We start from the raw sequence: 23,723 nt of genomic DNA on the forward strand, positions 1-23,723 counted from the left end.
CACCTTCGGATCGACAGGATGTTTAGTTGGCCGATGCCACGATCAGCATCTCGAGACGGCCGACATAGCGTCCGGCGATCGGCGGGTTGGTGCCCGGAACCCGGCCCGTGACCGACAGCGGTATCGTCTTCGACTCGCCGGTCGCCGCACCGGTCCAGATCTGCGCAGCGTTCATCGCGGTGTTCGCCGTGGTGATGACCTGACCGTCGAATCGCACCGTCAGCGGGATCGCGGCGACTTCGCTGCTCGTCGTATGCACCAGCGTGGATGCCGAGCCGAGACGAACGTTGACGTTTTGCGTCGGATCGTTCGTGTAGAGACGCGTCTGAATCGTCGGGGCGACGATGTCGCGCGACGCCGCGTGGTAGGCGAAATCGAGGCTCGACGGCATCGGATTGCCGTTGGCCTGAAGCACCGACAGCGTCGGGTCGATGTTCGCGCTCAGATCCATCACGACTTCCGCCGAGTAAGCGGCAGTCATCGGGAGAGCCAGCGCGGCGACGGCCGCCAGGTGTTTAAACGTCTTCATGCTTGATATTTCCTTATCTTAAGTAAAGAAAGCACCGGCTCGGCCGGCAAAAGTGTGAGACTTCATGTCTCATCGAATAGGGCTACGGCGCGAGAGGCAGGTCCATGACCTGCGCGCCTGTCTGGCTGTCGACCAGATATCGGATGCGCACCTGTGCGTTATGCAGCGTGTCGGGAAGTGCGTGGGTCTGGCCGGGATAGACGCTGCGGCCTACCTCCTGCCACTCGCAACTGTCGTCGTCGTCGCTGGTACATCGGCCCACGGCGCGCACATGCGCTCTGACATTGCCGATGTTTTTCAGCGAGCGGTTGTCATCGCTTCGCGCGAGTTGCGGCGACGGATTCTGAGGCGCGACGCGAACCAGCGCCCCCCAGACGAAGCTCACCTGGACATCGGAATCGAAGTCGGTCTGGTTCGAGGTATCCTGCGCGGCACCGGTAGCCGAGACGGGTCGGAAGTACACGCGATAGGCGGTTTCGACCGCCGGGCGACCCAGCGAGACGACGCGCACCTGGCGGGTCGCGCCGCCCGCAAGTACGAATTTCGCGGGAGAGGCGACGAGTCCGTCACCGCGCTCGAGACTGACGGGCACTTCGTGCTCGCCGTCGGTCGCCGGATCGACAATCCGCTTGACGGTGACTTCGACGTACTGGGTCTGCGGCGACTGCGATGTGATACGAATCACGCTGACCTGCGACCGGTCGCCCGAGATGGCACTGGCGATCGGCGAGATCGTGACGTTGGCCGTCGCGGGCGCCGACATCGACAGCCACGTCGATGCCAGCAAGGCCGCCGCCATGGCGCTGTGCCGGAGGTGTCCTGCCAACCACGTTCGTTGCGCGTGGCCTCTCGCCTCGCTCATTTCCGTTCCTCTGTTCGTTGTCGCATGACGGTGCAGTGAATTGCAGTTCGCAGTTCATCCACGCCGAAGCGAATAACGACATCGTAGGGACGGCATCGATTGAGCGAAATCTGACAAGTCAGATTTCGCTCAACGATGTTGAAATGGGCGTTTCCTTAAAGACTTTCTCTGCGCATCGCGCTATGCGCAATGGCCGGCGTGGCCGGGGGGCCGGTGTGAATGTCAGTCGACGAGCGCGACGTTGACGAGTGTGGGGTGAAGCACGCGCACGATCTCCGACGGCGCCATCGACACGAGATAGCCGCGACGGCCACCGTTGATATAGATCTCGGGGAGTTCGAGAATCGACGCTTCCATGTAGATCGGCATGCGCTTGCGTGTGCCGAACGGGCTCGTGCCGCCCACCAGAAAACCGGAATGACGGTTCGCGACTTCCGGCTTGCATGTCTCGATCCGCTTGCGCGCCGCCTGACGCGCCAGCGATTTGGTCGACACTTGCCGGTCGCCATGCATGAGCACGATCAGCGGATTGGCGTCTTCGTCTTCCATCACCAGTGTCTTGATCACGCAGTGTTCCGGCACCTGCAATGCCTGCGACGAGACACGCGTGCCGCCGTGGTCCTGATACTCGTAGAAGTGACTCCGGAATGCGACCTTGGCTTCGCGAAGCTGTTTGGTCGCAGGAGTCTCGGCAGTGGCCTTGGATTTCATATCGTAAGAGACGCGCTGAAGACGAGGGAACGCCCGGCGGAGGTCCGGGGGGTGGCATCGGTTCGGCACAGATTCCGTAAAATACGGATTGTAAGCAATCGCTTCCTCGCGCATTACAATGCCGCCATGTCTGCAACACTCTGTGCCGTGCCTTCCTTGCCGACGGATGCCCACGTCGAGACCTTCCTCGCCGGTTTGCCGGCGCGCATCGATGCGCTGCCGGCTCGCATCGCCGCGCAAACGCCGCACCGCATCGCGCTGATCGACGACTTCGGCCGCCTCACCTACAGCGAGTTGGCGAATGCCGTCGCCGCGAGCGCCGAGCGGTTGCGTGCGCATGGCGTTCGCGGCGGCGACCGGGTGATGCTCGTCGGCGAGAACGGTATCGCTTACGTGGTGCTGCTGCTCGCCGTCGCGTCGCTCGACGCCTGGCCGCTGCTCTGCAATGCGCGTCTCTCGGCGACGGAGCTTGGCGTCATTCGAGCGCACGCCCATCCGCGCTGCGCGATCTACACGATCGATGCGTCGCCCGACGCGGCCGCCCATGCCCGCAAGGACGCCGCCAGGATCGTCTGGACGGAACTCGCGCTGGGGGCGATTGCCGTCTCCCATACGGATGCCGATAGCGTCGCCGAACCGGTCGCCAGCGTGGCGGCCGAGCAATGTGCGGCGCTGATCTACACCACGGGCACGACCGGCGCGCCCAAGGGGGTGCGTCTGTCGCATCGCAATCTGATGTTCGTCGCCGCCATGTCGAGCACTTTGCGACGTGTCGGCGCCGACGACATCGCCTATGGCGTGCTGCCGATCTCCCACGTCTACGGATTGACCTCGGTCTGTCTCGGCACGCTGTACGCGGGCGGCACCTTGCGTCTCGCCGCGCGCTTCACCCCCGAGGCCGTGCTCGACTCGCTCGCGCACGACGGCCTCTCGATCCTGCAAGGCGTGCCGGCGATGCATGCGCGCCTGATGGCCTACGTGGCGACGCAAGGCGCATCGCTCGTCGCGCCGCGTCTGCGCTTCGTGTACTCGGGCGGCTCGCCGCTCGATGACGCGCTCAAGGCGCGTGTCGAGGCGTTCTACGGGCTGCCGATCCATAACGGTTACGGGCTGACCGAGAGCAGCCCGACCGTCGCGCAGACGCGGCTCGACGCCCCACGCAAAGATGGTTCCGTGGGCCCCGCGATTCCGGGCGTCGAGGTGCGTATCGTAGACGTCGATGGCAACGATGTGCCCGGCGGCGCCGTCGGCGAGCTATGGGTACGCGGCCCGAATGTGATGCTTGGCTACTATCGGGCGCCGGCGCTGAGCGCCGCCACCGTGACGGAAGACGGCTGGCTGCGCACCGGTGATCTGGCGCATCGCGCGGCAGACGGCGCCCTGTTCCTCGAGGGACGCGCCAGAGAACTCATCATCCACTCCGGGTTCAACGTCTACCCGATCGAAGTCGAACAGGCGCTCGCGAGTCATCCCGACGTGCTTCAGGCGGCCGTCCTCGGACACGCCGTCGAAGGCAACGAACAGGTGGTCGCGTTCGTGGAAGCGCGTCCCGGGCATACGATCGACGTCAAGGCGCTCGCCGCGTGGGCGGCGCAGCGTCTGGCGCCTTACAAACGTCCCGGCCGAATTCACGTGCTGGATGCCCTGCCCGCAGCGTCCACCGGCAAGGTGCTCAAGCACAGGCTCAAAGCGTTACTCTGACGTCCGGGTGCCCGAACATTGGTGACATCGGTGCATTCGTCACCCGCGAGGATGATGCTGCGCGTGCAGCGACTTGAGGCGTTCGCGCGCGACGTGCGTGTAGATCTGCGTGGTGGAGATGTCGGCATGCCCGAGCAGCAATTGCACCACGCGCAAATCGGCGCCGTGATTGATCAGATGCGTTGCGAACGCGTGCCGCAGCGTATGCGGCGAGAGCGGCGCGCGAATGTCAGCCTGCAACGCGTAGCGCTTGATCAGATACCAGAACGCCTGCCGCGTCATGCCTTCGCCGCGCTGCGTGACGAACAGCGTGTCGCACGCCCGACCGTTGAGCAATACGCGACGACTCTCACCGAGATAGCGCGCGAGCCAGCCGTTGGCCTCTTCACCGAACGGCACCAGCCGCTCCTTCGCGCCTTTGCCGACAATCCGCAGCACGCCCTCGTTCAGCCCCACTTCAATGGTCTTGAGCGCGACGAGTTCCGACACGCGCAGGCCGCTCGCGTACATCAGCTCCAGCATGGCGCGATCGCGCAGCCCGAGCGGCTGCGTCAGGTCGGGCGCAGCGAGCAGGGCCTCGACCTGCGCTTCCGACAGGGTCGACGGCAGGCGTTGCGCCCGCTTCGCCGACGCGATCCGCAAGCACGGGTCCTGCTGCACGATGTGTTCGCGCAGCGCCCACTGGTAGAAGCGTTTGAAGACGGACAGCCGCCGGTTAACGCTGCTCGCCAGACTGTCGCGGCGCCACGCCAGGTAGGCCGAAAGCGCCGATTCGTCGACGGCGTCGAGCGCCATCTCATGCTTGTCGGCAAGCCATTCGGCGAACAGACGCAGATCGCGGCGATAGGCGTCCAGCGTATTGCGCGAGAGGCCGTCTTCCAGCCAGAGGGTGTCGCAGAACTGGTCGATGAGCGTGGCGCTGCGATCAACGGGGAGATTCAAACCTTGGCTCCTTCCTGGGCCAACGCCCATTCGACATGTTCGCGCACGAGCGCGGAGGGGTGCTCGCGGCGCGCGAGCAAGGCGTCGCGCAGCGGTGTGCGGGCATCGGCCTGCGTTGTCTCGCGTAGCGCGTTGCCAAGACCGACGGCCAGATTGCGCAGCCATCGCTCATGGCCGATGCGACGAATCGGACTGCCCGCGAGTCGCGCCATGAACTCGGCCTCGCTCCATGCGAAAAGCTCGACGAGCGACGCGCTGTCGAGATGGTTGCGCGGTGCGAAATCCGTGAGCGGCGACGGTTGTGCGAACTTGTTCCACGGGCAGTACAACTGACAGTCGTCGCAGCCGTAGATGCGATTGCCCATTCTGGCGCGCAGCGACTCGGGAATCGCGCCTTTGTGCTCGATGGTCAGGTACGAGACGCATCGCCGCGCATCCACGCGAAACGGTTCGGTGATCGCGTCGGTCGGGCAGACATCGAGGCATCGGCGGCATTGTCCGCAATGCTCGCCACGCGCCATGCTCGGACTGTCGTGTGGTGCGTGTGCACCACCGTCGTCGCTGCGTTCACCGTCGACCGGCAGAGGAACGTCGACGAAGATTTCGCCGAGGAAAAAGAGCGATCCTGCTTCGCGAGAGAGCAGCAGCGTGTGCTTGCCTCGCCAGCCGAGCCCCGCCTTCTGCGCGAGTTCGACCTCCAGCACCGGCGCCGAATCGGTGAACACGCGATAACCGAACGGCCCAATGGCCTGCGTGATCCGCTCGGACAATTGCTGCAAGCGGTTGCGCATCACCTTGTGGTAGTCACGGCCCCGCGCGTAGACGGAGACGACAGCCTGCGCCGGCATCCCGGCGCGCGCTATTTCGCGCTCGCGCCACTGCGCCGGATCGACATCGCTGGGGAGATAGTTCATGCGCGCGCTGATGACGCGCACCGTGCCGGGCACCAGCTCGGCAGGCCGCGCGCGCTTCATGCCATGGGCCGCCATGTAATCCATGTCGCCGTGACAGCCATCGTCGAGCCACTTTTGCAGTCCGGCTTCGGCGTGCGAGAGATCGGTATCCGTGATGCCGACGTGACCGAAGCCGAGTTCGCTCGCCCACGCGCGTATCTGCACCGCGAGCGCCGCCAGCCCCGCCGGATCGAGGTCGGGGCGTGTTGCGCCGGTCGGGCGTGGCGCATTGTCGCGCGAGGACGACACTTCCGAAGCGTTCGAAGGTGCCGATGGCTCGACTTGTGCGCCGGTAGCGGGGAAAATCACGGAAGCTTTCATCGACTCCATTTTACGCAATGCCCGTCACGCCCGATCCATCGGCGTCGCCCCCGTTGGGCGAACGCATCTTCGCGCTACCGGACGAAGCCGCCACCGAGGCGTTCGCCGCGGCGTTCGCACGCGTCATCGTGGCACGCATGGCGCAGACCGACGCCGCACACGCCGGCCTGCACGTGCAGCTCTCGGGCGACCTCGGCGCGGGCAAGACCACCTTCGTGCGGGCGCTGTTGCGCGCGCTGGGGCACACGGGACGCGTCAAAAGCCCCACGTACGCGCTGTGTGAACCATACAACATCGACACACCACAAGGCGTGTTGCCGGTCTATCATTTCGATCTGTACCGCTTTGCCGATCCGGCCGAATGGCATGACACGGGCTTTCGCGAGCATTTTGCGGGCGATGCCCTCTGCCTGGTCGAGTGGCCGGAAAAAGCCGAAGGACTCCTTGGCCCCCCGGATTTGCACCTTTGGCTGGAACCAGTCGGCGATAGCCGCCGTCTCACGACGAGCGCCTACACGCCGGCGGGTCTTGCTTGCCTGAACTCATGCTGATCAAACGCTTCGCCCGTACCGACGACGCCTCATCGCCCAATGCCGGCCGCCGCCGTGCCTTGCGCGCTGGTGCGTCCACACTCATCCTCGCCCTCACGGGTCCGCGCCTCGCCTTCGCCAACGCCATCGTCGCCGTGCGTGTGTGGCCGGCCAGGGACTACACACGCGTCACGCTCGAGACCGACAACCCGGTCAAGTTTCAGCAGCAACTGATGGAGAGTCCGAACCGCTTCGTCATCGATCTCGACGAAGTGGATCTGAATCCTGCACTGCGCGATCTCGTCGCCAAGATCCAGCCGAACGATCCGCAAATCGCTCAGGTCCGTGTGGGCCAGTTCAAGCCCGGCGTCGTGCGCATGGTCTTCGACCTGAAAGGCGGCGTGAAGCCACAGTCGTTTACGCTGCCGCCGGTTGCAGGCTACAAATACCGCACGGTCTTCGATCTGTACCCGGCTGTCGAGCCCGATCCGCTCACGGAGTTGCTTGCGCAAACCGCGAACAAGGCGCAGGCGCTCGCACAGCACTCACAGACGCCGCAGGGTGCGTCGCCGTCTGCCGGGGCGGGCACGCCAAGCGCCGAGGAAAGCGAAGCCTTCTTCCAGCGTTACGCGCAACGCGAACAGGGTCAGCGCCCGACACGGCCGTCGCCATCGACACCGGCCACGCCCGACAAGACGCCGCCGCTCGCTCAGCGCAAAGACGACGACGATGACGCCTATGTCCCGCCCCCGCGCGCTCAGAAGACGGCGCGTCTGCTCACCATCGCGCTGGACCCCGGCCACGGCGGGGAAGATCCGGGCGCTATCGGCGGACGCGGCACGTACGAAAAGGTCGTGGTGTTGCAGATCGCCAAGCGCCTGCGTCAGAAGATTGACGCCGAGCCGAACATGCGCGCGATGATGACGCGCGACGCCGACTTCTTCGTCCCGCTCGGCGTGCGCGTGCAAAAGGCGCGCCGCGTGGAGGCCGACCTGTTCATGTCGATTCACGCCGACGCCTTCACGTCGCCCTCCGCGAACGGCGCATCGGTGTTCGCGTTGTCCGAGCGCGGTGCGACGAGCGCGACGGCACGGTTGCTCGAAAAGACCCAGAACGCGTCCGACCTGATCGGTGGCGTGAATATCAAGACCAACGACCGGACGGTCGCTCACGCGCTGCTCGACATGTCGACGACGGCGCAGATCCGCGACAGCAAGGTGTTCGGCTCCGCGCTGCTCTCGCAGATCGGCACGGTCGCGCCGCGACTGCACAGCAAGAATGTCGAGCAAGCGGCATTCGCCGTGCTCAAGGCGCCGGACATTCCGTCTGTGCTCGTCGAGACGGCCTTCATCAGCAACCCCGACGAAGAGCGCAATCTCATCGATCCGGCTTATCAGGAGCGTTTGGCCGACGCGCTGCTCAAGGGCATCAAAGCCTACTTCGCCAAGAACCCGCCCATCGCGAAGAACCGTACGGCCTGACGCCGGCGCACTGCGCTGCACTGTCTTACCAAACGAAAAATGGCGAGTCCGACAACCGGACTCGCCATTTTTCCGTACCGTCGAACGAGGCGGCACCGGCCACTTCGTTCGATATCGACGCTTCGTTACTTGCCCTGCCCTTGCGGCTCACCACGGCGACGACCGCGCGTGAACAACTTCCACAACGCGCCAAGCGCAATCGGCACGACAGCGGCCGAAATCCCGACCAGCACGATGACGTTCAGGTACTGCTTCACTAGCGGCAGGTTGCCGAACAAGTACCCGCCGCCCACGAGCAGCACCACCCAGATCAGCGCACCCAGCACGTTGTACAGTTGGAAACGCGCCCACGACATGGCCGACACGCCCGCAACGAACGGTGCGAACGTACGCACGACCGGCACGAAACGCGCCATCACGATGGTTTTACCGCCATGGTGCTCGTAGAAGTCGTGCGTCTTGCGCAGGGCGTCGCGGTCGAGGAAACGCCAGTTCTTCTCGTACACGCGTGGCCCGATCTTCGAGCCGATCCAGTAGTTCAGCGTATTGCCCGTCACCGCCGCGATAAACAGCAGCACACCGAGCAGCCACGGATCCATGGCGCCCGTGGCGGCGAAAGCACCGCCGATAAACAGCAGGGAATCGCCCGGAAGGAACGGGAACAGCACCAGCCCTGTTTCGACGAACACGATCATGAACAGGAACAGATACACCCAGTTTCCATACTGATCGATAAACACCCCCAGATGTTTATCGATGTGGAGCACCATCTCCAGCAATTGCACCAAAGTATCCAAGTCGATTCCTCAAAATAAAGGACGGCGGCCCGTCCCGGCGGGCGCGCGACGAGTCGCATCATACCAGCGCGGCTGTCGTGCGTCGTTAAGTCTGCGTGACGGCGTTATCGTCCGCCATGGCAGATTCGATGCGTCGGAAGTCGTCACTATTTCCCCGTCCCCTCCTCCATTGGCTACCCATTTTCCCCGCTTACGGGGTTATGGCCTCGCCCCCGCTGTTTTCCGGGTTTTCTCCCGATAAGGTCTCACAGTGGAATTAGTTGCCAATTAAAGGCGATTGGACGGAATTAAGCGGGTGTTGAGGACCGAAACAGCGTCTTACCTATGTCTTTGAGGGCTGCCTTTATAATGGTTCCCATGTCTGCCACCCCGACCCCCGCCCCCGAAGCGCAGGACCCGGCCCTCATGCCCGGCGATGCGCCGTCCGACGCCCCCGAGCGACGCCCCGGCCCAATGCCGGCGGGCCTCGCGCCGGCGCGCGCCATCCGCGTCCTTCCCGACCAGTTGATCAGTCAGATCGCCGCCGGCGAGGTGGTCGAGCGTCCGGCCTCCGTGGTCAAGGAGCTGCTCGAAAACGCGCTCGACGCGGGTGCCCGGGCGCTTCAGATCAAGCTGGAAGAAGGCGGTGTGCGGCGCATTGCGATTACGGACGATGGCGGCGGCATGTCCGCCGACCAGTTGCCGCTGGCGCTCACACGTCACGCCACGAGCAAGATTCGCACGCTCGACGAACTGGAATCGGTGCTTACGCTCGGATTCCGGGGAGAAGCGCTGGCGTCCATCGCGTCCGTCGCGCAGCTCACGCTATCGAGCCGCCAGATCGACGCGCCCCATGCAACCGCCATCGACGGCAATACCGGTGCGCTCACACCGGCGGCCGGCCCCGTGGGCACGACGGTCGACGTGCGCGACCTGTACTTCAACACGCCTGCACGACGCAAGTTCCTCAAGACCGAGCAGACCGAGTTCGGCCACTGCATGGATGTCATCCGCCGCAGCGCACTGGCGCGCCCGGATGTCGGCTTCTCCATCCTGCACAACAACCGGGCGGTCGAGCACTGGAACGCTTCCGATGCCGCTGCGCGGGTCTCCCGCGTGCTGGGCAACGACTTCGCCGACGCCCATCTGGCGCTCGACGAAGGCGCGGCCGAATTGCGCCTGTCGGGCTTCGTCGGCCTGCCGACCGCCAGCAGAGGCCGTGCGGACCAGCAGTTCTTCTTCGTGAACGGGCGTTTCGTGCGCGACAAATTGCTCACGCACGCCGTGCGCGCCGCTTACGAAGATGTGCTTCACGGCGACCGCTACCCGGCGTATGTGCTGTATTTCGAACTGCCGCCGCAGTTGGTCGACGTGAACGTTCATCCGTCGAAGATCGAAGTGCGCTTTCGCGATGCGCGCAGCGTCCACCAGTTCGTGTTCCATGCGGTGCAGCGTGCGCTGGCGCGCGCGGCGGGCAGCGGCGGCGCGACGCACGCCGCGCACCTGACCGAGGGCGGTGGGCTGGCCGCCGGTCCCGGCGGATTCAGCGGACTCGGCGGGGCGACGGGCGGCGTGGGGGGCGGATTTTCGGCTGCGCGTGCGTCGGGTGGCTTCGGCACACCGGGCGGCAGCAGTTGGAACGCCAGGGCGCAACAGGGCGCACTGCCGGTCGCGCAACCGCTGTCCGTCTACGACAACCTGTTCGGGCGCACGGCGCCGCCGGCGGCGCGTCCCTACGGTCAGCCGGGTGTGACGGATGTCCCGTCGCCCGCCTATGGCAGCCCTGGCGCAGCCCAGGACGGTGCGACGTTCGCCGGCGGCCTCGCCGAGGCCCTGGGCGCGAATCACAATGGGACCCATGGGACCGGCTCAGCGAGCGGCGCCGCCGATGCGATGTCGCTGGAGCAACCGCTGGGCTTCGCTCTCGGCCAGTTGCACGGCATCTACATCCTCGCGCAGAACGCGCACGGGCTCGTGCTCGTCGACATGCATGCGGCGCACGAGCGCATTCTCTACGAACGTTTCAAGCAGGCGCTCGTCGAGCGCAGTGTCCCCGTCCAGCCGTTGCTCATTCCCGTGACGTTCTTCGCCGACCCGGTGGAAATCGGCACAACGGAGGAGCATCAGGAAACACTGACGGCGCTCGGCTTCGATCTCGCGGCGATCTCCCCGACCACGCTTGCCGTTCGCGCCATTCCCGCACTGCTCGACGGCGCCGACGCTCAGGCGCTCGCTCGCGCCGTGCTCGCGGACCTGCGCCAGTACGGCGGCTCGCGCGTGCTTACCGAACGTCAGCACGAACTGCTCGGCACGCTCGCGTGCCATACGGCGGTGCGCGCGAACCGGCGTCTCACGCACGAGGAGATGAACGCCTTGCTACGCCAGATGGAAGCGACAGAGCGTGCCGACCAGTGCAATCACGGACGTCCGACCTGGTACCAGCTCACGCTCGGCGACCTCGACAAATTGTTCATGCGCGGACGTTGAGCGGTTCATGAAGGACAACGCCCCGATCGTCTGCCTGCTGGGCCCGACGGCTTCCGGCAAAACCGCCGCTGCCCTCGCGCTGGCGCAGAACACGCCCATCGAAATCATCAGCGTCGACTCCGCGCTCGTCTATCGCGAGATGGATATCGGCACGGCGAAACCCAGCGCCGCCGAGCTGGCTGCCGTGCCGCATCACCTGATCGACATCATCGATCCGCGCGACGCCTACTCTGCCGCCCAGTTTCGCGAAGACACGCTGCGGCTCGTCGACGAGATCGCGGCACGCGGACGCCGCCCGTTGCTCGTCGGCGGCACGATGCTCTACTACAAGGCGCTCACGCAAGGCCTCTCGCCGCTGCCGCCTGCCAACGCCGAGGTGCGTGCCCGGCTCGACGAAGACGCCGCGCGCGACGGCTGGCCAGCCATGCATGCGCGACTCGCCAGCATCGATCCTGTGACCGCGGCGCGCCTCGCACCGAACGATTCCCAGCGCATTCAGCGCGCGCTGGAAATCTTCGCGCTGTCGGGCAAGCCGATGTCGCAGTGGCTCGCCGAACCGGCGCAGACGCCCGACACCCCGCCACCGCACACGTTCGTGCCTGTCGCGCTGGAGCCTGCCGACCGGTCGATCCTGCACGCACGCATCGCCGAGCGGTTTCGCCTGATGCTCGCCGCAGGTTTCATCGAAGAAGTCGAGCGCCTGCGTGCGCGCGGCGATCTCGATCCCGGCCTGCCGTCGATGCGCTGCGTCGGCTACCGTCAGGTGTGGGAGTACCTCGACGGCGACACCGATTACGACACCATGCGCGACAAGGGCATTTTCGCTACCCGTCAGTTGTGCAAACGCCAGCTCACATGGCTGCGCGCCATGCCCGAGCGTCACATCGTCGATTGCACCGCCCACGATGTGCCGCAACGCGCCCTCGCCACCGTGCGCGCACTCTGGCGCCTCTGACAACGCTCACACCTCTGACACCTCCGAGCGTCGACCATCGACGCATCGCCGGCCTCCCTCCGCCCCCCCGCTTCGCCACCCCGGCGGCGAAGCGCGCTCACCTCATCGCAAAAACCGTGCGCCCCGGGCAACCCGGGCAAACCGCCGCATAGCCGCGCCAGCGAGCCGCCGGCATCCGCTCGCGCCGTTCAGCGCACGTTAGCTGCCGGCGCAAACCCGTGACGTCGTGCGGCGCCGACAACGACGAGCGTCGCGGCAAGCAAGACGATGTGAAAAAAGCCCGCCGGCCATGCCGAACGGGCTTTCGTTTTGTTGTCGCCCCCGTCGCCGGTGCGACGGCGGGCGATATCCGCTTACGAGACGATCGTCTGCGCTTCGCCTGCCTTGCGCTCGCGGATCGTGCCCAGACGGTAGACCGTCTCGCCCGACGCTTCGAGGTGCTTCACGGCCGCGTCGGCATCCGCGGCCGACACGATCACGGCAATGCCGATACCGCAGTTGAAGACGCGGTGCATTTCGGCGTCGGCCACCTTGCCATGGACCTGCAACCACTGGAACAGCGGCGGCAGCGTCCAGGCGTCCTGCTTGATATCGGCCGTCAGATGGTCTTGCAGCACACGCGGGATGTTCTCCACGATACCGCCGCCGGTGATGTGGGCCATGCCCTTGACGGTCAGCGTCTGCATCAGCGCGAGCAGCGGCTTGACGTAGATGCGCGTGGGCGCCATCAGCACGTCGCGCAGCGGCTTGCCGTGGAAGTCGGCGTCCAGATCCGGCTTCGCGACTTCGATGATCTTGCGCACCAGCGAGTAGCCATTCGAATGCGCGCCCGACGAGGCCAGACCCAACACCACGTCGCCCGGCACGATCGACTTGCCGTCGATGATCTTGCTCTTTTCGACCGCACCGACCGCGAAACCGGCCAGATCGTACTCGCCGTCCGGATACATGCTCGGCATTTCCGCCGTCTCGCCGCCGATCAGCGCACAACCCGACAGCTCGCAACCTTCCGCAATTCCCTTGACGACGGTCGCCGCCGTCGCCACATCCAGCTTGCCGCAGGCGAAGTAGTCGAGGAAGAACAGCGGCTCGGCGCCCTGCACCAGAATGTCGTTCACGCTCATGGCGACCAGATCCTGGCCGACCGTGTCGTGCTTGTTCAGCGTGAAGGCCAGCTTGAGCTTGGTGCCCACGCCGTCGGTCCCCGAGACGAGTACCGGCTCCTTGTAGCGCTTGGGCACTTCGAACAGTGCGCCAAAGCCGCCGATGCCGCCCAGCACGCCGTCGCGCAGGGTTTTCTTGGCAAACGGCTTGATCGCTTCGACCAGCGCGTCGCCCGCTTCGATATCGACGCCAGCGTCGCGATAGGAAAGGCCGGAAGTTTCGTTAGGGTGTGACATGACGGGAATGCATCAAGGTTCGGTAAAATGCGATTTTACCCGATGCGCGTGTCCTTTCGGCACGCAAAGCGGATATCGGACGCCGGCGAAGGCCTGCGTGCCCCGTAAACCGTACTCCGCCGGCCTTCCGCCGGCTTTCTTCGTTCGTGATTCAGCAACTGTATCTCGACCTCGGCACACCGCCGCCCGCCACGTTCGACAATTTTATCGTCGGGCCCAACCGCGAGGCGGCGCAGACGCTTGCCGGCCTGCCGGCCGAACTCTCGGCGGGCACCGCACGCGACCGCGGCATCTACCTCTGGGGAGCTGCCGGGTCCGGCCGCACCCATCTGATGGAGGCCCTGTGCCACGCCGTCGGGCCGAGCGCACGGTACTTGCGTCCGAACAGCCCGCTGGCCGCCTTCACGTTCGACGACGCCAGCACCGTCTACTGTGTGGACGACTGCGACAATCTCTCGCCCACGCAGCAGATCGCCGCTTTCAACCTCTTTAACGAAACCCGCGCGCGGCCGCATTGCGCCTTCGTGGCCGCCGGCTCGCAGCCGCCGGTCGACATGCCGTTGCGCGAAGACCTGCGCACCCGCCTCGGCTGGGGCCTCGTATTTCACATTGTGGGACTCGACGACGACGGCAAGAAACAGGCGCTTCAGAGCGCAGCGCGCGAGCGGGGCTTGCAACTGGCGGCAGATGTGCCGGCCTACCTGCTCACGCACTTCGAGCGCGATATGTCGAGTCTGATGGCGCTGCTCGACCGGCTCGACCGGTTCTCGATGGAGCAAAAGCGTGCCGTAACGCTGCCGCTGCTGCGTCAGATGCTCACGCACAACGATCCGGCGGCCGCCGACGGGAAACCATGACCGGCGTGCGATGTCATCCGGCGCCGTTTTGCTCCCTCATGCTGCGTCGGGCTGCTCCGTACTGCGCTGGGCTACCCCGTGCGCCACGGGTCTCGCCACGGGTCTCTTTAGCCCCCTTTAGCCTTTTCACCACCGAACCCCATAAGACGGCCCCTCGCTTCAGGTAAAATTCGCGCAATGACCAATTTAGCTCTCTTCGATCTCGACCACACCCTGCTGCCGACCGACAGCGACAAGGAATGGGGCCGTTTCCTCGTGCGCCAGGGCGCGGTCGAGCGTGACTCGTACGCGCAGGCCAACGAGGCCTTCTATCAGGACTACCGTGCAGGCCGGCTCGACATGCCGGCCTATCTGCGTTTCTGCCTCGCACCGCTCGCCCGTTACCCGCGCGATCAGCTCGACGCCTGGCACGCGCAGTACATGGAGGAGTCGATCCTCCCGCACGTGCGTCCCGAAGCGCTCGCGCTGCTCGACATGCACCGCAAGGCCGGCGATCTGTGCGCCATCGTGACGGCGACGAACACCTTCGTCACGCGTCCCATCGCCCGTGCGTTCGGCATCGATCATCTGATCGGCACCGAGCCGGCCACCGCAGGCGGCGATCCGAGCGCACGATTTACCGGCGAATACGTCGGCACGCCGAGCTTCCGCGAAGGCAAGATCACCCGCACCGAAGCGTGGCTCGCCAGCCTGGGCAAGACCTGGGGCGACTTCGACCACGCTTTCTTCTATAGCGATTCCGCCAACGACGTCCCCCTGATGGAGAAGGTGAACCATCCGGTGGCAACGAACCCCGATGAGGCGCTGCGCGAAATCGCACTGGCGCGTCGCTGGCCCATTCTCGAGTTGTTCCAGTGATCCGCAAACTCATCAAGAAACTGCTCGGCAAAGACAGCCAGACCGACGGCGGCGCAGGCAGCCCGCCGCCCGGCACACCGGTTGTCATTCCCGTCTCCGTTCACGGTATCGATCCGAGCCTGCTCTCGAAGAATGCCGTTCGCGTAACCGACACGTTGCAGCAAGCCGGCTTCAAGGCGTTCATCGTCGGCGGCGCCGTGCGGGATCTCCTGCTCGGCATCGCGCCCAAGGACTTCGACGTCGCCACGAGCGCCACGCCGGAGCAGGTCCAGCGCCTGTTCCGCCGTGCTCGCATCATCGGTCGGCGCTTCCAGATCGTGCACGTGCAGTTCGGTCAGGAGATCATCGAGACCTCTACGTTCCGTGCGTTGGTCGATGCGGTCGATAGCGAACAAATCGGTGCGCGTCGTCCGAAAAAGGGAGAACTCGACCGCAAAACGCACGTGACCGACGAATCGGGCCGGGTGCTGCGCGACAACGTCTGGGGCGAGCAGGACGAAGACGCCGCGCGACGCGACTTCACCGTCAACGCGATGTATTACGATCCCGCCGCGCAGACGGTGCACGATTACCACCGCGGCTGGGAAGACATTCAGAAGCGCGTGCTGCGCATGATCGGCGACCCGGCCACGCGTTATCGCGAAGACCCGGTGCGCATGCTGCGCGTGGTGCGCTTCGCCGCGAAGCTCGGTTTCAAGATCGACGAAGCCACCGCCGCGCCGATTCCGCAACTCGCGCCGCTTATCGACAACGTGCCTGCGGCGCGTCTGTTCGACGAAATGCTCAAGCTGCTGCTCTCGGGCCACGCATGGGCCTGTGTGCAACAACTTCGCTCGCAGGGCCTGCATCACGGATTGCTGCCGTTGCTCGATGTCGTGCTGGAACAACCGCTGGGCGAGAAGTTCGTCACACTCGCCCTGGCCAACACCGACGCCCGCATTCGCGCGGGCAAGCCGGTCTCGCCGGGCTTCCTGTTCGCCGCGCTGCTCTGGCATCTCGTGCTGGAGAAATGGCAGGCTTATCAGAGCGCCGGCGAATATCCCATTCCGGCCCTGCATCTGGCCATGGACGACGTGCTCGACGCCCAGACCGGCAAGCTGGCGATCCAGCGTCGCTTCGTCGCGGACATGAAGGAAATCTGGGGCTTGCAGGTGCGTCTGGACAAACGGGTCGGCCGTACGCCGCTGCGTTTGCTGGAGCATCCGCGTCTGCGCGCCGGTTACGACTTCCTGCTGTTGCGGTGCGAGTCGGGCGAGGTGCCCGCCGACGTGGGGCAATGGTGGACGGACTTCCTCGAAGGCGATTCGGTCAGGCGCGACGAGTTGCTCTCGCAAGGCAGCGGTTCGTCGGGCTCGACGCCTGCCGCGAAGCGTCGCCGTCGTCGTCGCAAACCGTCCGGCGGACGCGTTGGCGAAGGCGGTGGGGACAGCGGTGAAGGCACGGGTGGCGAGGGTGGCGGCGCACGTGAGAACGCTACCAGCGAGAATCATGGCAAGCGGGTATCATCGCGACAGCATGGTTCCGAAGGTGCTTAATGACTGTTGCCTATATCGGGCTCGGCGCGAATCTCGGCGACGCCCGCCAAGCGATTAAGGACGCCATCGTCTGTCTGGCGCAGCAAATCGGCGTCACCATCACGGCCAAGTCCGACCTGTATCGCACCGCTCCCATCGAGTCGAGCGGCGACGACTATCTCAACTGCGCAGTCGCCGTCGAGACGAATCTGACTGCCCGTCAGTTGCTCACGTTGTGCCTGAAGATCGAGTTGCATTTCGGACGTGAGCGGCCTTACAAGAATGCGCCGCGCACGCTCGATCTCGATCTGCTGCTGTACGGCGACGAGCGCATTGCCGAACCCGACCTGATCGTGCCGCATCCGCGCATGGCGTTGCGCGCCTTCGTTCTGCGCCCGCTCGCAGACATCGCGCCCGAGTTGGAGATTCCCGGCGTGGGACGCGTCAGCGCCCTGCTGGCCAACGTTGCCGATCAGCGCATCGAGCGTCTGGCGCATGGGTGCTGTCTGACCAAGCGGGTCTGCACATCATGAGATCGTCCGTTCTCGGGCGCTTTCGCTATCTCGCCATCGAGGGCCCCATCGGGGTCGGCAAAACATCGCTGGCACAGCGGCTGGCCGACGCGGCCGGCGCCGACCTGATGCTGGAGCAGCCCGCGCTCAATCCCTTTCTCGAACGGTTTTATCGCGACAGCGCGCGTTATGCCCTGCCGACGCAACTGTCCTTCTGTCTGCAACGCGTAGACGAAGCCACGGAGATCGCGCGACGCGAAATCGACGGCAAACCGATCTTCACCGATTTCCTGCCCGAGAAAGACGGCCTGTTCGCGCGCCTGACGCTGTCCGCCGACGAGTTGGATCTGTACCGCCGTCTGGTCGCGCACATCGAGCGGGCGCATCGCGCACCGGACCTCGTGATTCATCTGCAAGCGAGTCCCGAGACGCTGTTCTCGCGCATTCAGAAGCGCGCGATTCCGATGGAACAGCAGATCCCCGACACTTATCTGCGCGCGCTGTGCGACATCTACGGCGAATTCTTCTATCATTACGCCGCTGCGCCGGTATTGACAGTCGACACAGAACAGTTCGACCCGGCGCACAACGACAGCGACTTCGCGTTGCTGGTCGAACGCATCGACCAGATGCGCGGGCGCAAGGAAGTCTTCGTCAAGGGCGCGCGTCTCTGATCGACGGCGCGCTTTCGCGCTCTCTGCCTGTCGGTGTCGACGCGCCGACTGTCCGGCGACATGCGCAGTGCATGCCTGGCGCGAGCGTCCTGCCAGCAAACCCTCCTGAACCGAGGCTGACATGAGTTATCTGCAAGAATCCAATCGCAAGGCCGTGACCGTTCCCGGTCTCGCCCAGATGCGCGAGCGCGGCGAGAAGATCGCCATGCTCACCGCTTACGACGCGAGTTTCGCTGCGCTGCTGGACCGTGTCGGCGTCGACACCATTCTGGTCGGCGACTCGCTTGGCAACGTCATTCAGGGCCAGCGTACGACATTGCCCGTTACGCTGCGCGACATCTGCTATCACACCGCATGTGTGGCACGCAGCGTGGAAAAAGCGTTGGTGCTGGCCGATCTGCCGTTCGGCACCTATGGGACGAAGGAGCAGGCGTATCAAAGCGCCGTGGCCGTCATGCAGGCGGGCGCGCAGATGGTGAAGATCGAAGGCGGTGCGTGGCTGGCGGAAACGGTGCGTTTCCTCGTCGAGCGCAGCATTCCGGTGTGCTCGCACGTGGGACTCACGCCACAGTCCGTGCATGCGTTCGGCGGCTTCAAGGTGCAGGCGCGCGAAGATGCCGCGCAAGCGCAGTTGCTCGACGATTGCCGCGCGCTGCAAGCCGCGGGGGCGCAACTGGTCGTGCTCGAAGCGATTCCGGCGGCCCTGGCCGCACGAGTGACGCCGGAAGTGCCGACGATGCCGACCATCGGCATTGGCGCCGGCGTGGATTGCGACGGTCAGGTACTCGTTCTGCAAGACATGCTCGGCGTGTTCCCCGGCAAATCGCCGAAGTTCTCGAAGAACTTCATGGATGGCCAGCCAAGTATCGCGGCGGCCATCGAAGCCTACGTGCAAGCGGTGAAGCACGGCACGTTCCCGACGCTGGAACATAGCTTCTAAGCCGTCGATTTAGGCCCTCCCCCCGAAACACCCTGACATGCCCCCGACGGGTTCGGGGGCATCGTCGTTTGGGAAGACGCACTGCGGTTGACGACGAGCCCAAACCAATTCTGAAAGTCACCTCAGCGTGGCGCGAAAACAATTTGCACGTTCCGCGGTCAATGTGCGCGCCCCAATGCCAAACATTCTCCCCTGTGCCGTAGCAGCGCGCGCCGCTGGGCACTACGCATCGACTTCGTCGTCGGAACCTGCTGCCGCGCGAGACGTACCCGTCGAAAACATCACGATGGTCGCCAGCGCATCTCAACGCGGCCAGTGCAGCAACGCCGATCCGACGCAACGTCTCCGGGACTCGCTGCACCGCCAGCGCTTGCTTCGCACGCAAAGTTTGCGTCAGGCGCAGACGCTGGTGGAGGCAGGGGCATTCGATGACGAAATCGCGGCGAGCCGTTACTTGTTGAAATTCAACTTTCCCAATGACGAGTACGGCCGACACGCGCGTGCCTCGCTCGTCCAGCAGCGTTCGCTGACCGGCCGTACACCGTTTGAATTCTGTCGATATCTTCACTCACCGATAGATATCGGCGACTCTGCCGCCCAAATGCTCGTGGGCGCCCGAGCGTTCATCACCCAGAAGGACGCAAGGCAATACCTCGCGAAGTTCGGGCAAATCGACGGAATCAGTCGAAACGACCTGGCAAACGAACTGCGATGTATTGCGCTGACACGCATTCTTGAAGGGCGCTCGCCCACCTGGGCGTTTGAGAGCGTCGCGCCTGCCGACGTATTGGCCTTATACGGTCCCTCGAGTATTCCGCACCACATTGAAAACCTGGACGTCGTCGCAGATAAAAGGCGCGAACTGATACTGCCGCACGCCATGCCGCAACTGACCACGCTGCGGATCGACGGCGACATTGCCCTCAAGCTGCCGGTCGATGTGCCGAAGCTCACGCGCGTGTCGCTCAACGGTGTCAGATTGCCGCGCATGTTCCGGGTACCGGTAATCCCTGTTGCGACATCGCTGTCGATTATCGGATCCAGCGCAGAGTCGATACACATTCCTCACGAATGCCGCTCCCTCGTAACGCTCGAAATCTCCCGCAATTTGCAACTTCGTATCGTCACGCTCGAAGCGTTGCCGCAGCACATCCGAGATAGCGACGCTTCAGCGTTGGCACATGTCGAAATCACAAACAACCCCGTACTCCGGCAAATCGAGCTGCCGCCGTCGCTCCCCTCGGCAACAAGCCTTGTGTTGGCGGATAACGATCTGACGGCATCCCCCCTCACGCGCATTCGACATCTGAAAAATGTGCGCACGATCAGGCTCGGGCGCAATCGTCTATCCACGCTTGCGGCACTACCGGATATGCCGCGATTGCACCTTATGGACCTCGCCCATAATCAATTCACCTATATTCCCTCATCGATCGCCAGCCTGCGAGGCGTTCCGGCCGAGATCGACGTATCGCAGCCGGGACCCGATGCGAGCAGCGGTGCGTCAATGCGCTGGGCCGACGTCGTCATGATTGGAAACCCCATCGACGCCCAGGCGATTGGGCATTGGAAGCAACGATCGATAGCACCGACGGGCGCCCGGGCGTACTTCTCGATGGCACCACGCGTCACTCCCCGCGTACGCCCGATCATCGATGCCGTATCCGACTGGTACCCACCGTTAAGCCCGCTGCGTCACAGCGAATCCTGGCGCACATTGTCCGGGCACGCTGACGCCAGTGATTTTTCGGCATTTCTGGACAGCTTGCGGCGCACGGTTTTTTATGAGAGCGAAGCGTTTCGCTCAGGGTTCAGCGCATGGCTGACGCGCCTGCGAACCGACTGCGCACTTCGCGACGATGTGCTGCCTCAGAGTCGGGGCTCGTCCACTGCATCCGACGAAGACGTCACATCGATCTACCGAACGATGCAACACGAGACGTTGACATACGAGGTGGCCCGAGGCGATTACGATGCGCGTCCGGACACCCTCGGTGTGGTGATGCGCGGCCTGTTCGATCTGGACGTTCTGGAACGCTTGGTTCGCAACCTCACCGTGACGATGCCTCACCTCGTGAAAACCGAGGGGTATCTGGCACTCCAGGTGAAATTGCGCGAGATGTTGTCATTGCACGTGGACACGACGGATATGCGCGATTTTGAGGTACCGGGCATCGCCGGCGCGACGCTTTCGCATGCCTACCATCACGTCATACGGCAACGGGAATCCGAATTTCCGACCTTTCTCGCCCGTTCCCCGGCCGTTCAGCAAGCCATCAAACGTCGGTGGCCAGGAGAGTTCGAGGCCGCACAACAGCGGCTGGCGCATGGCTCCGCTCCCGACGTCTTTGGCGCGTTGGTCGCCCGGCGATTTGCGCGGCATTGAGCGAGGTATCGTCACCGTGATTGTGCGGCGGGCCCCATTTCGCCTGCGTCTTTCACACGCAAGCCGCTACCGGCAACGTCAGTATGACGGCGAAGCCTTCGCCGTCCATGCGCTCGAACGTCATCTTTCCTCCATGAGCGTGGACGACCTCTGCGACCATCGCCAGGCCGAGGCTCGCGCCCTCGCGTCCGTCGGCACGCGCCGAGAAGGGCGTGCGCACCCGCTGCCATTCCGACTCCGGGATACCGGGACCATCGTCGAAAAAGCGTAGATGCCACTGATCGTCCGCACGCGTGACATCGACATGCAAACGATGCGGTGCGCCATAGGCCAACGCATTCATCAATACATTCTTGACCGCTTCGCGCAGGCTCAGGGCGTCGCCAACAATCATGCACGGATCGTCGGGCGCATTGAGCGCCACGTCGATATCCCGGGTGGCGTAGGAAAGCGTTTCGCGCATCGCCGTCTGCAGTAGCGCATTCAGATCGACCGGCGCCGGCGCCACACTCTCGGCACGATGCTGCACCATCGCGTGATTGATCAACTGATGGATGAGGCTGCCCAGCCCGCGCGCCTGCTTCTGAATGCGGGCGATATGCGTCTGTCGCGCGGCTTCGTCCTGCGTTTGACTCAGCATCTCGGCCTGCGCAGTGAGCGCCGTCACCGGGGTTCGCAACTGATGTGCCGCATCGCCGATCACGCGACGCATCAACGCGCGTGATGTCGCCAGTCGCCGCATGAAGTCGTTGATCGCCCCCACGAGCGCAAGCGTCTCCGCCGGCACCGTCACGGCAAGCGGCACGAGATCGTTGGAATCGCGCTCGCGTATCGCCGCTTCGATCTGCTTGAGGGGCGCGAGCGCCTGACGCAAGGTCCACAGGGCCGCGAGCATCGTCAGCACCCCGGTGGCGATGGTGATGAGCAACGTGTTGTCGGCCAGCCCGCGCGTGAAACGCACCCGCGCGTTCTGCGTGTGAGCGAGCGCGACGACGGCCCACGGATGCGCAGCACTCACCGGCATGCGACGCCCGACGATGGCGATGCGAACCGGCATTTCCTGATAGGTGCCGTCCAGCACGATGGGCCCGTCCGCGAGCTTGTCCCACGGAATCGGCGGACGGAACTCAGAGTCGCCGGCGACCGAGCGACCGTTCGGATCGAGTACGGTGTAGAAAATCTGATCGCCCGGCGCGAGCGCTGAGAACGCGGCGAGCGGCACGTCGACATTCACCTCCCCGTTCTGATACCAGGTATTTTCGGCGACCTGCAACGCGCTGCCGAGCAGCCAGCGATCGTATGCCCGGTCGACGGCCGAACGCGTTGATAACCAGATGCCGAGCAGCACGGCGACCACGGCAAACGCGAGCACTGCCCCCATGCGAATGACGAGGCGTAGATAGAGAGAGCGGCCCGGAACGATCATGACAGCACGAGTTGATACCCCAGCCCGCGCAGCGTGCGAATCTGGAAGTGCGCTGCCGCCAGCTTCTTGCGAAGACGGGCAACGTATTGCTCGATGGCGTTCGCATTCGGCGCAAGTTCGTCTCCGTACAGACGATCCATGAGTTCATCTTTGCCGAAGATGCGGCCCGGACGTCCCGCCAGAATTTCCAGCAGCGTCACTTCGCGTCGCGTCAGTTCGATCGGTTGCCCATCCACTTCGACACTGCGGCTCTTGCGATCGAGCGTGAGGTTCGCGCAGGTCAGACGGTTGGTGGCGTCCTGTCCCGTGCGGCGCATGAGCGCCCGCACGCGCGCCTCCAGTTCGCGAAAATCGAAGGGTTTGGTGAGGTAATCGTCTGCGCCGAGATCGAGCGCTCGCACGCGTTCCTCGATCTCCGCACAGGCGGTGAGCATCAGCACGCGCGTGGACAAGCCGCGCTCGCGCACACGCTTGAGCAATTCGAAGCCGTCGACGTGCGGCAGCATGACGTCGAGGATCAGCAGATCGTAATCGTCGCCGATGCGGGCGGCGGCCGCCGCGCCGTCCGTCTCGCAGTCGAGGGCATGGCCGAGCTTGCGCAGTTGGGTGGCTATCGCTTCGGCGACATCGGCAGTGTCTTCCACCAGCATGATGCGCATGGTTTGGGTGTCTCCTTCCTTCGGCGCGGCTTGCGTGCTTTTCTCTGTTGCGTTCGTTGCACGTCGGATGGCGTGCGTGGCGCCATCCTGCGCTCTGTGTGGGCCGACCACCGGTTCGCCGCTGCGAGCCCGGGCAAACCGGGCTGAACCGGGCCAGACCGGGGGGCCGGGGGTTCGGGCACGGCCTTGCGGGATCGTCACGGCATTCTGTCGCAATTCGTGCGCGTCTTCCTCAGTGTTTCCCCTGAA

General features: G+C 64.6%; 21 protein-coding genes. 12 read left to right on the forward strand and 9 right to left on the reverse strand.

The window, feature by feature from the left end:
• Positions 1–22: 22 nt before the first annotated feature.
• The 3 genes from PAN31108_RS09210 to PAN31108_RS09220 form a co-directional block, all read right to left on the reverse strand.
• Positions 23–529, reverse strand: a complete 507-nt coding sequence (locus PAN31108_RS09210) for a CS1 type fimbrial major subunit (RefSeq protein WP_150668569.1) — start codon at positions 527–529, stop codon at positions 23–25.
• An 82-nt stretch (positions 530–611) separates the two neighbouring features.
• Complete coding sequence (locus tag PAN31108_RS09215) at positions 612–1,391, reverse strand: fimbrial protein TcfA (RefSeq protein ID WP_150668570.1); 780 nt, start codon at positions 1,389–1,391, stop codon at positions 612–614.
• 222 nt (positions 1,392–1,613) lie between these two features.
• Positions 1,614–2,102 carry an aminoacyl-tRNA deacylase gene (locus PAN31108_RS09220; protein WP_150668571.1) on the reverse strand — a complete coding sequence of 163 codons (489 nt, stop codon included), beginning with the start codon at positions 2,100–2,102 and terminating at the stop codon, positions 1,614–1,616.
• A gap of 126 nt (positions 2,103–2,228) precedes the next feature.
• On the opposite strand from PAN31108_RS09220, the gene PAN31108_RS09225 reads away from it, so the two are divergent.
• Entirely contained in the window at positions 2,229–3,803 is a 1,575-nt protein-coding gene (locus PAN31108_RS09225; RefSeq protein ID WP_150668572.1) for a class I adenylate-forming enzyme family protein, read from the forward strand.
• Between the two features lie 39 nt (positions 3,804–3,842).
• On the opposite strand, the gene xerD is transcribed toward PAN31108_RS09225, so the two are convergent.
• Positions 3,843–4,775, reverse strand: a complete 933-nt coding sequence (gene xerD, locus PAN31108_RS09230) for a site-specific tyrosine recombinase XerD (RefSeq protein WP_150668573.1) — start codon at positions 4,773–4,775, stop codon at positions 3,843–3,845.
• Positions 4,742–6,019 carry a tRNA epoxyqueuosine(34) reductase QueG gene (queG, locus tag PAN31108_RS09235; protein WP_370819609.1) on the reverse strand — a complete coding sequence of 426 codons (1,278 nt, stop codon included), beginning with the start codon at positions 6,017–6,019 and terminating at the stop codon, positions 4,742–4,744. Before queG ends, xerD begins: the two co-directional genes overlap by 34 nt.
• Positions 6,020–6,036: 17 nt before the next feature.
• Here queG and tsaE point away from each other — a divergent pair, with 17 nt between their 5' ends.
• Positions 6,037–6,570, forward strand: a complete 534-nt coding sequence (gene tsaE / locus PAN31108_RS09240; protein WP_150668575.1) for a tRNA (adenosine(37)-N6)-threonylcarbamoyltransferase complex ATPase subunit type 1 TsaE — start codon at positions 6,037–6,039, stop codon at positions 6,568–6,570.
• A complete protein-coding gene (locus PAN31108_RS09245) occupies positions 6,564–8,030 on the forward strand; it encodes an N-acetylmuramoyl-L-alanine amidase (protein WP_174994917.1) in 1,467 nt (488 codons plus the stop codon). Before tsaE ends, PAN31108_RS09245 begins: the two co-directional genes overlap by 7 nt.
• Before the next feature lie 125 nt (positions 8,031–8,155).
• Here PAN31108_RS09245 and PAN31108_RS09250 read toward each other — a convergent pair whose 3' ends face one another.
• The gene (locus PAN31108_RS09250) at positions 8,156–8,827 is read right to left on the reverse strand and encodes a VTT domain-containing protein (RefSeq protein WP_150668577.1); all 672 of its coding nucleotides are present in this window, start codon (positions 8,825–8,827) and stop codon (positions 8,156–8,158) included.
• A 453-nt stretch (positions 8,828–9,280) separates the two neighbouring features.
• On the opposite strand from PAN31108_RS09250, the gene mutL reads away from it, so the two are divergent.
• Both mutL and miaA read left to right on the forward strand, forming a co-directional pair.
• Complete coding sequence (gene mutL / locus PAN31108_RS09255; protein ID WP_150668763.1) at positions 9,281–11,293, forward strand: DNA mismatch repair endonuclease MutL; 2,013 nt, start codon at positions 9,281–9,283, stop codon at positions 11,291–11,293.
• 7 nt (positions 11,294–11,300) lie between these two features.
• Positions 11,301–12,248, forward strand: a complete 948-nt coding sequence (gene miaA / locus PAN31108_RS09260; protein WP_150668578.1) for a tRNA (adenosine(37)-N6)-dimethylallyltransferase MiaA — start codon at positions 11,301–11,303, stop codon at positions 12,246–12,248.
• A 353-nt stretch (positions 12,249–12,601) separates the two neighbouring features.
• On the opposite strand, the gene purM is transcribed toward miaA, so the two are convergent.
• Entirely contained in the window at positions 12,602–13,648 is a 1,047-nt protein-coding gene (gene purM / locus PAN31108_RS09265; protein ID WP_150668579.1) for a phosphoribosylformylglycinamidine cyclo-ligase, read from the reverse strand.
• A 146-nt stretch (positions 13,649–13,794) separates the two neighbouring features.
• Here purM and hda point away from each other — a divergent pair, with 146 nt between their 5' ends.
• The 7 genes from hda (at position 13,795) to PAN31108_RS09300 (ending at position 21,389) form a co-directional block, all read left to right on the forward strand.
• Complete coding sequence (hda, locus tag PAN31108_RS09270; protein WP_150668580.1) at positions 13,795–14,505, forward strand: DnaA regulatory inactivator Hda; 711 nt, start codon at positions 13,795–13,797, stop codon at positions 14,503–14,505.
• Between the two features lie 177 nt (positions 14,506–14,682).
• The gene (locus tag PAN31108_RS09275) at positions 14,683–15,363 is read left to right on the forward strand and encodes a histidinol-phosphatase (RefSeq protein ID WP_150668581.1); all 681 of its coding nucleotides are present in this window, start codon (positions 14,683–14,685) and stop codon (positions 15,361–15,363) included.
• Positions 15,360–16,898, forward strand: coding sequence for a polynucleotide adenylyltransferase PcnB (pcnB, locus tag PAN31108_RS09280; RefSeq protein WP_150668582.1), 1,539 nt, complete (start codon positions 15,360–15,362; stop codon positions 16,896–16,898). The genes PAN31108_RS09275 and pcnB overlap by 4 nt, the downstream gene beginning before the upstream one ends.
• Positions 16,898–17,410, forward strand: coding sequence for a 2-amino-4-hydroxy-6-hydroxymethyldihydropteridine diphosphokinase (gene folK, locus PAN31108_RS09285; protein ID WP_150668583.1), 513 nt, complete (start codon positions 16,898–16,900; stop codon positions 17,408–17,410). The genes pcnB and folK overlap by 1 nt, the downstream gene beginning before the upstream one ends.
• A complete protein-coding gene (locus PAN31108_RS09290; protein ID WP_150668584.1) occupies positions 17,407–18,063 on the forward strand; it encodes a deoxynucleoside kinase in 657 nt (218 codons plus the stop codon). Before folK ends, PAN31108_RS09290 begins: the two co-directional genes overlap by 4 nt.
• 121 nt (positions 18,064–18,184) lie before the next feature.
• Complete coding sequence (panB, locus tag PAN31108_RS09295; RefSeq protein WP_150668585.1) at positions 18,185–19,003, forward strand: 3-methyl-2-oxobutanoate hydroxymethyltransferase; 819 nt, start codon at positions 18,185–18,187, stop codon at positions 19,001–19,003.
• Positions 19,004–19,178: 175 nt separating this feature from the next.
• Positions 19,179–21,389 carry an NEL-type E3 ubiquitin ligase domain-containing protein gene (locus PAN31108_RS09300; RefSeq protein WP_150668586.1) on the forward strand — a complete coding sequence of 737 codons (2,211 nt, stop codon included), beginning with the start codon at positions 19,179–19,181 and terminating at the stop codon, positions 21,387–21,389.
• Positions 21,390–21,441: 52 nt separating this feature from the next.
• Here the strand turns inward: PAN31108_RS09300 and PAN31108_RS09305 are convergent, their stop codons facing one another.
• Both PAN31108_RS09305 and PAN31108_RS09310 read right to left on the reverse strand, forming a co-directional pair.
• Positions 21,442–22,815: a sensor histidine kinase gene (locus PAN31108_RS09305; RefSeq protein WP_150668587.1), complete on the reverse strand. Its 1,374-nt coding sequence runs from the start codon at positions 22,813–22,815 to the stop codon at positions 21,442–21,444.
• Complete coding sequence (locus tag PAN31108_RS09310) at positions 22,812–23,474, reverse strand: response regulator transcription factor (RefSeq protein WP_150668588.1); 663 nt, start codon at positions 23,472–23,474, stop codon at positions 22,812–22,814. Before PAN31108_RS09310 ends, PAN31108_RS09305 begins: the two co-directional genes overlap by 4 nt.
• Positions 23,475–23,723 lie beyond the last annotated feature (249 nt).

It is taken from the genome of Pandoraea anhela (genome assembly GCF_902459655.1).
In the GTDB taxonomy this organism is placed as follows: domain Bacteria; phylum Pseudomonadota; class Gammaproteobacteria; order Burkholderiales; family Burkholderiaceae; genus Pandoraea; species Pandoraea anhela.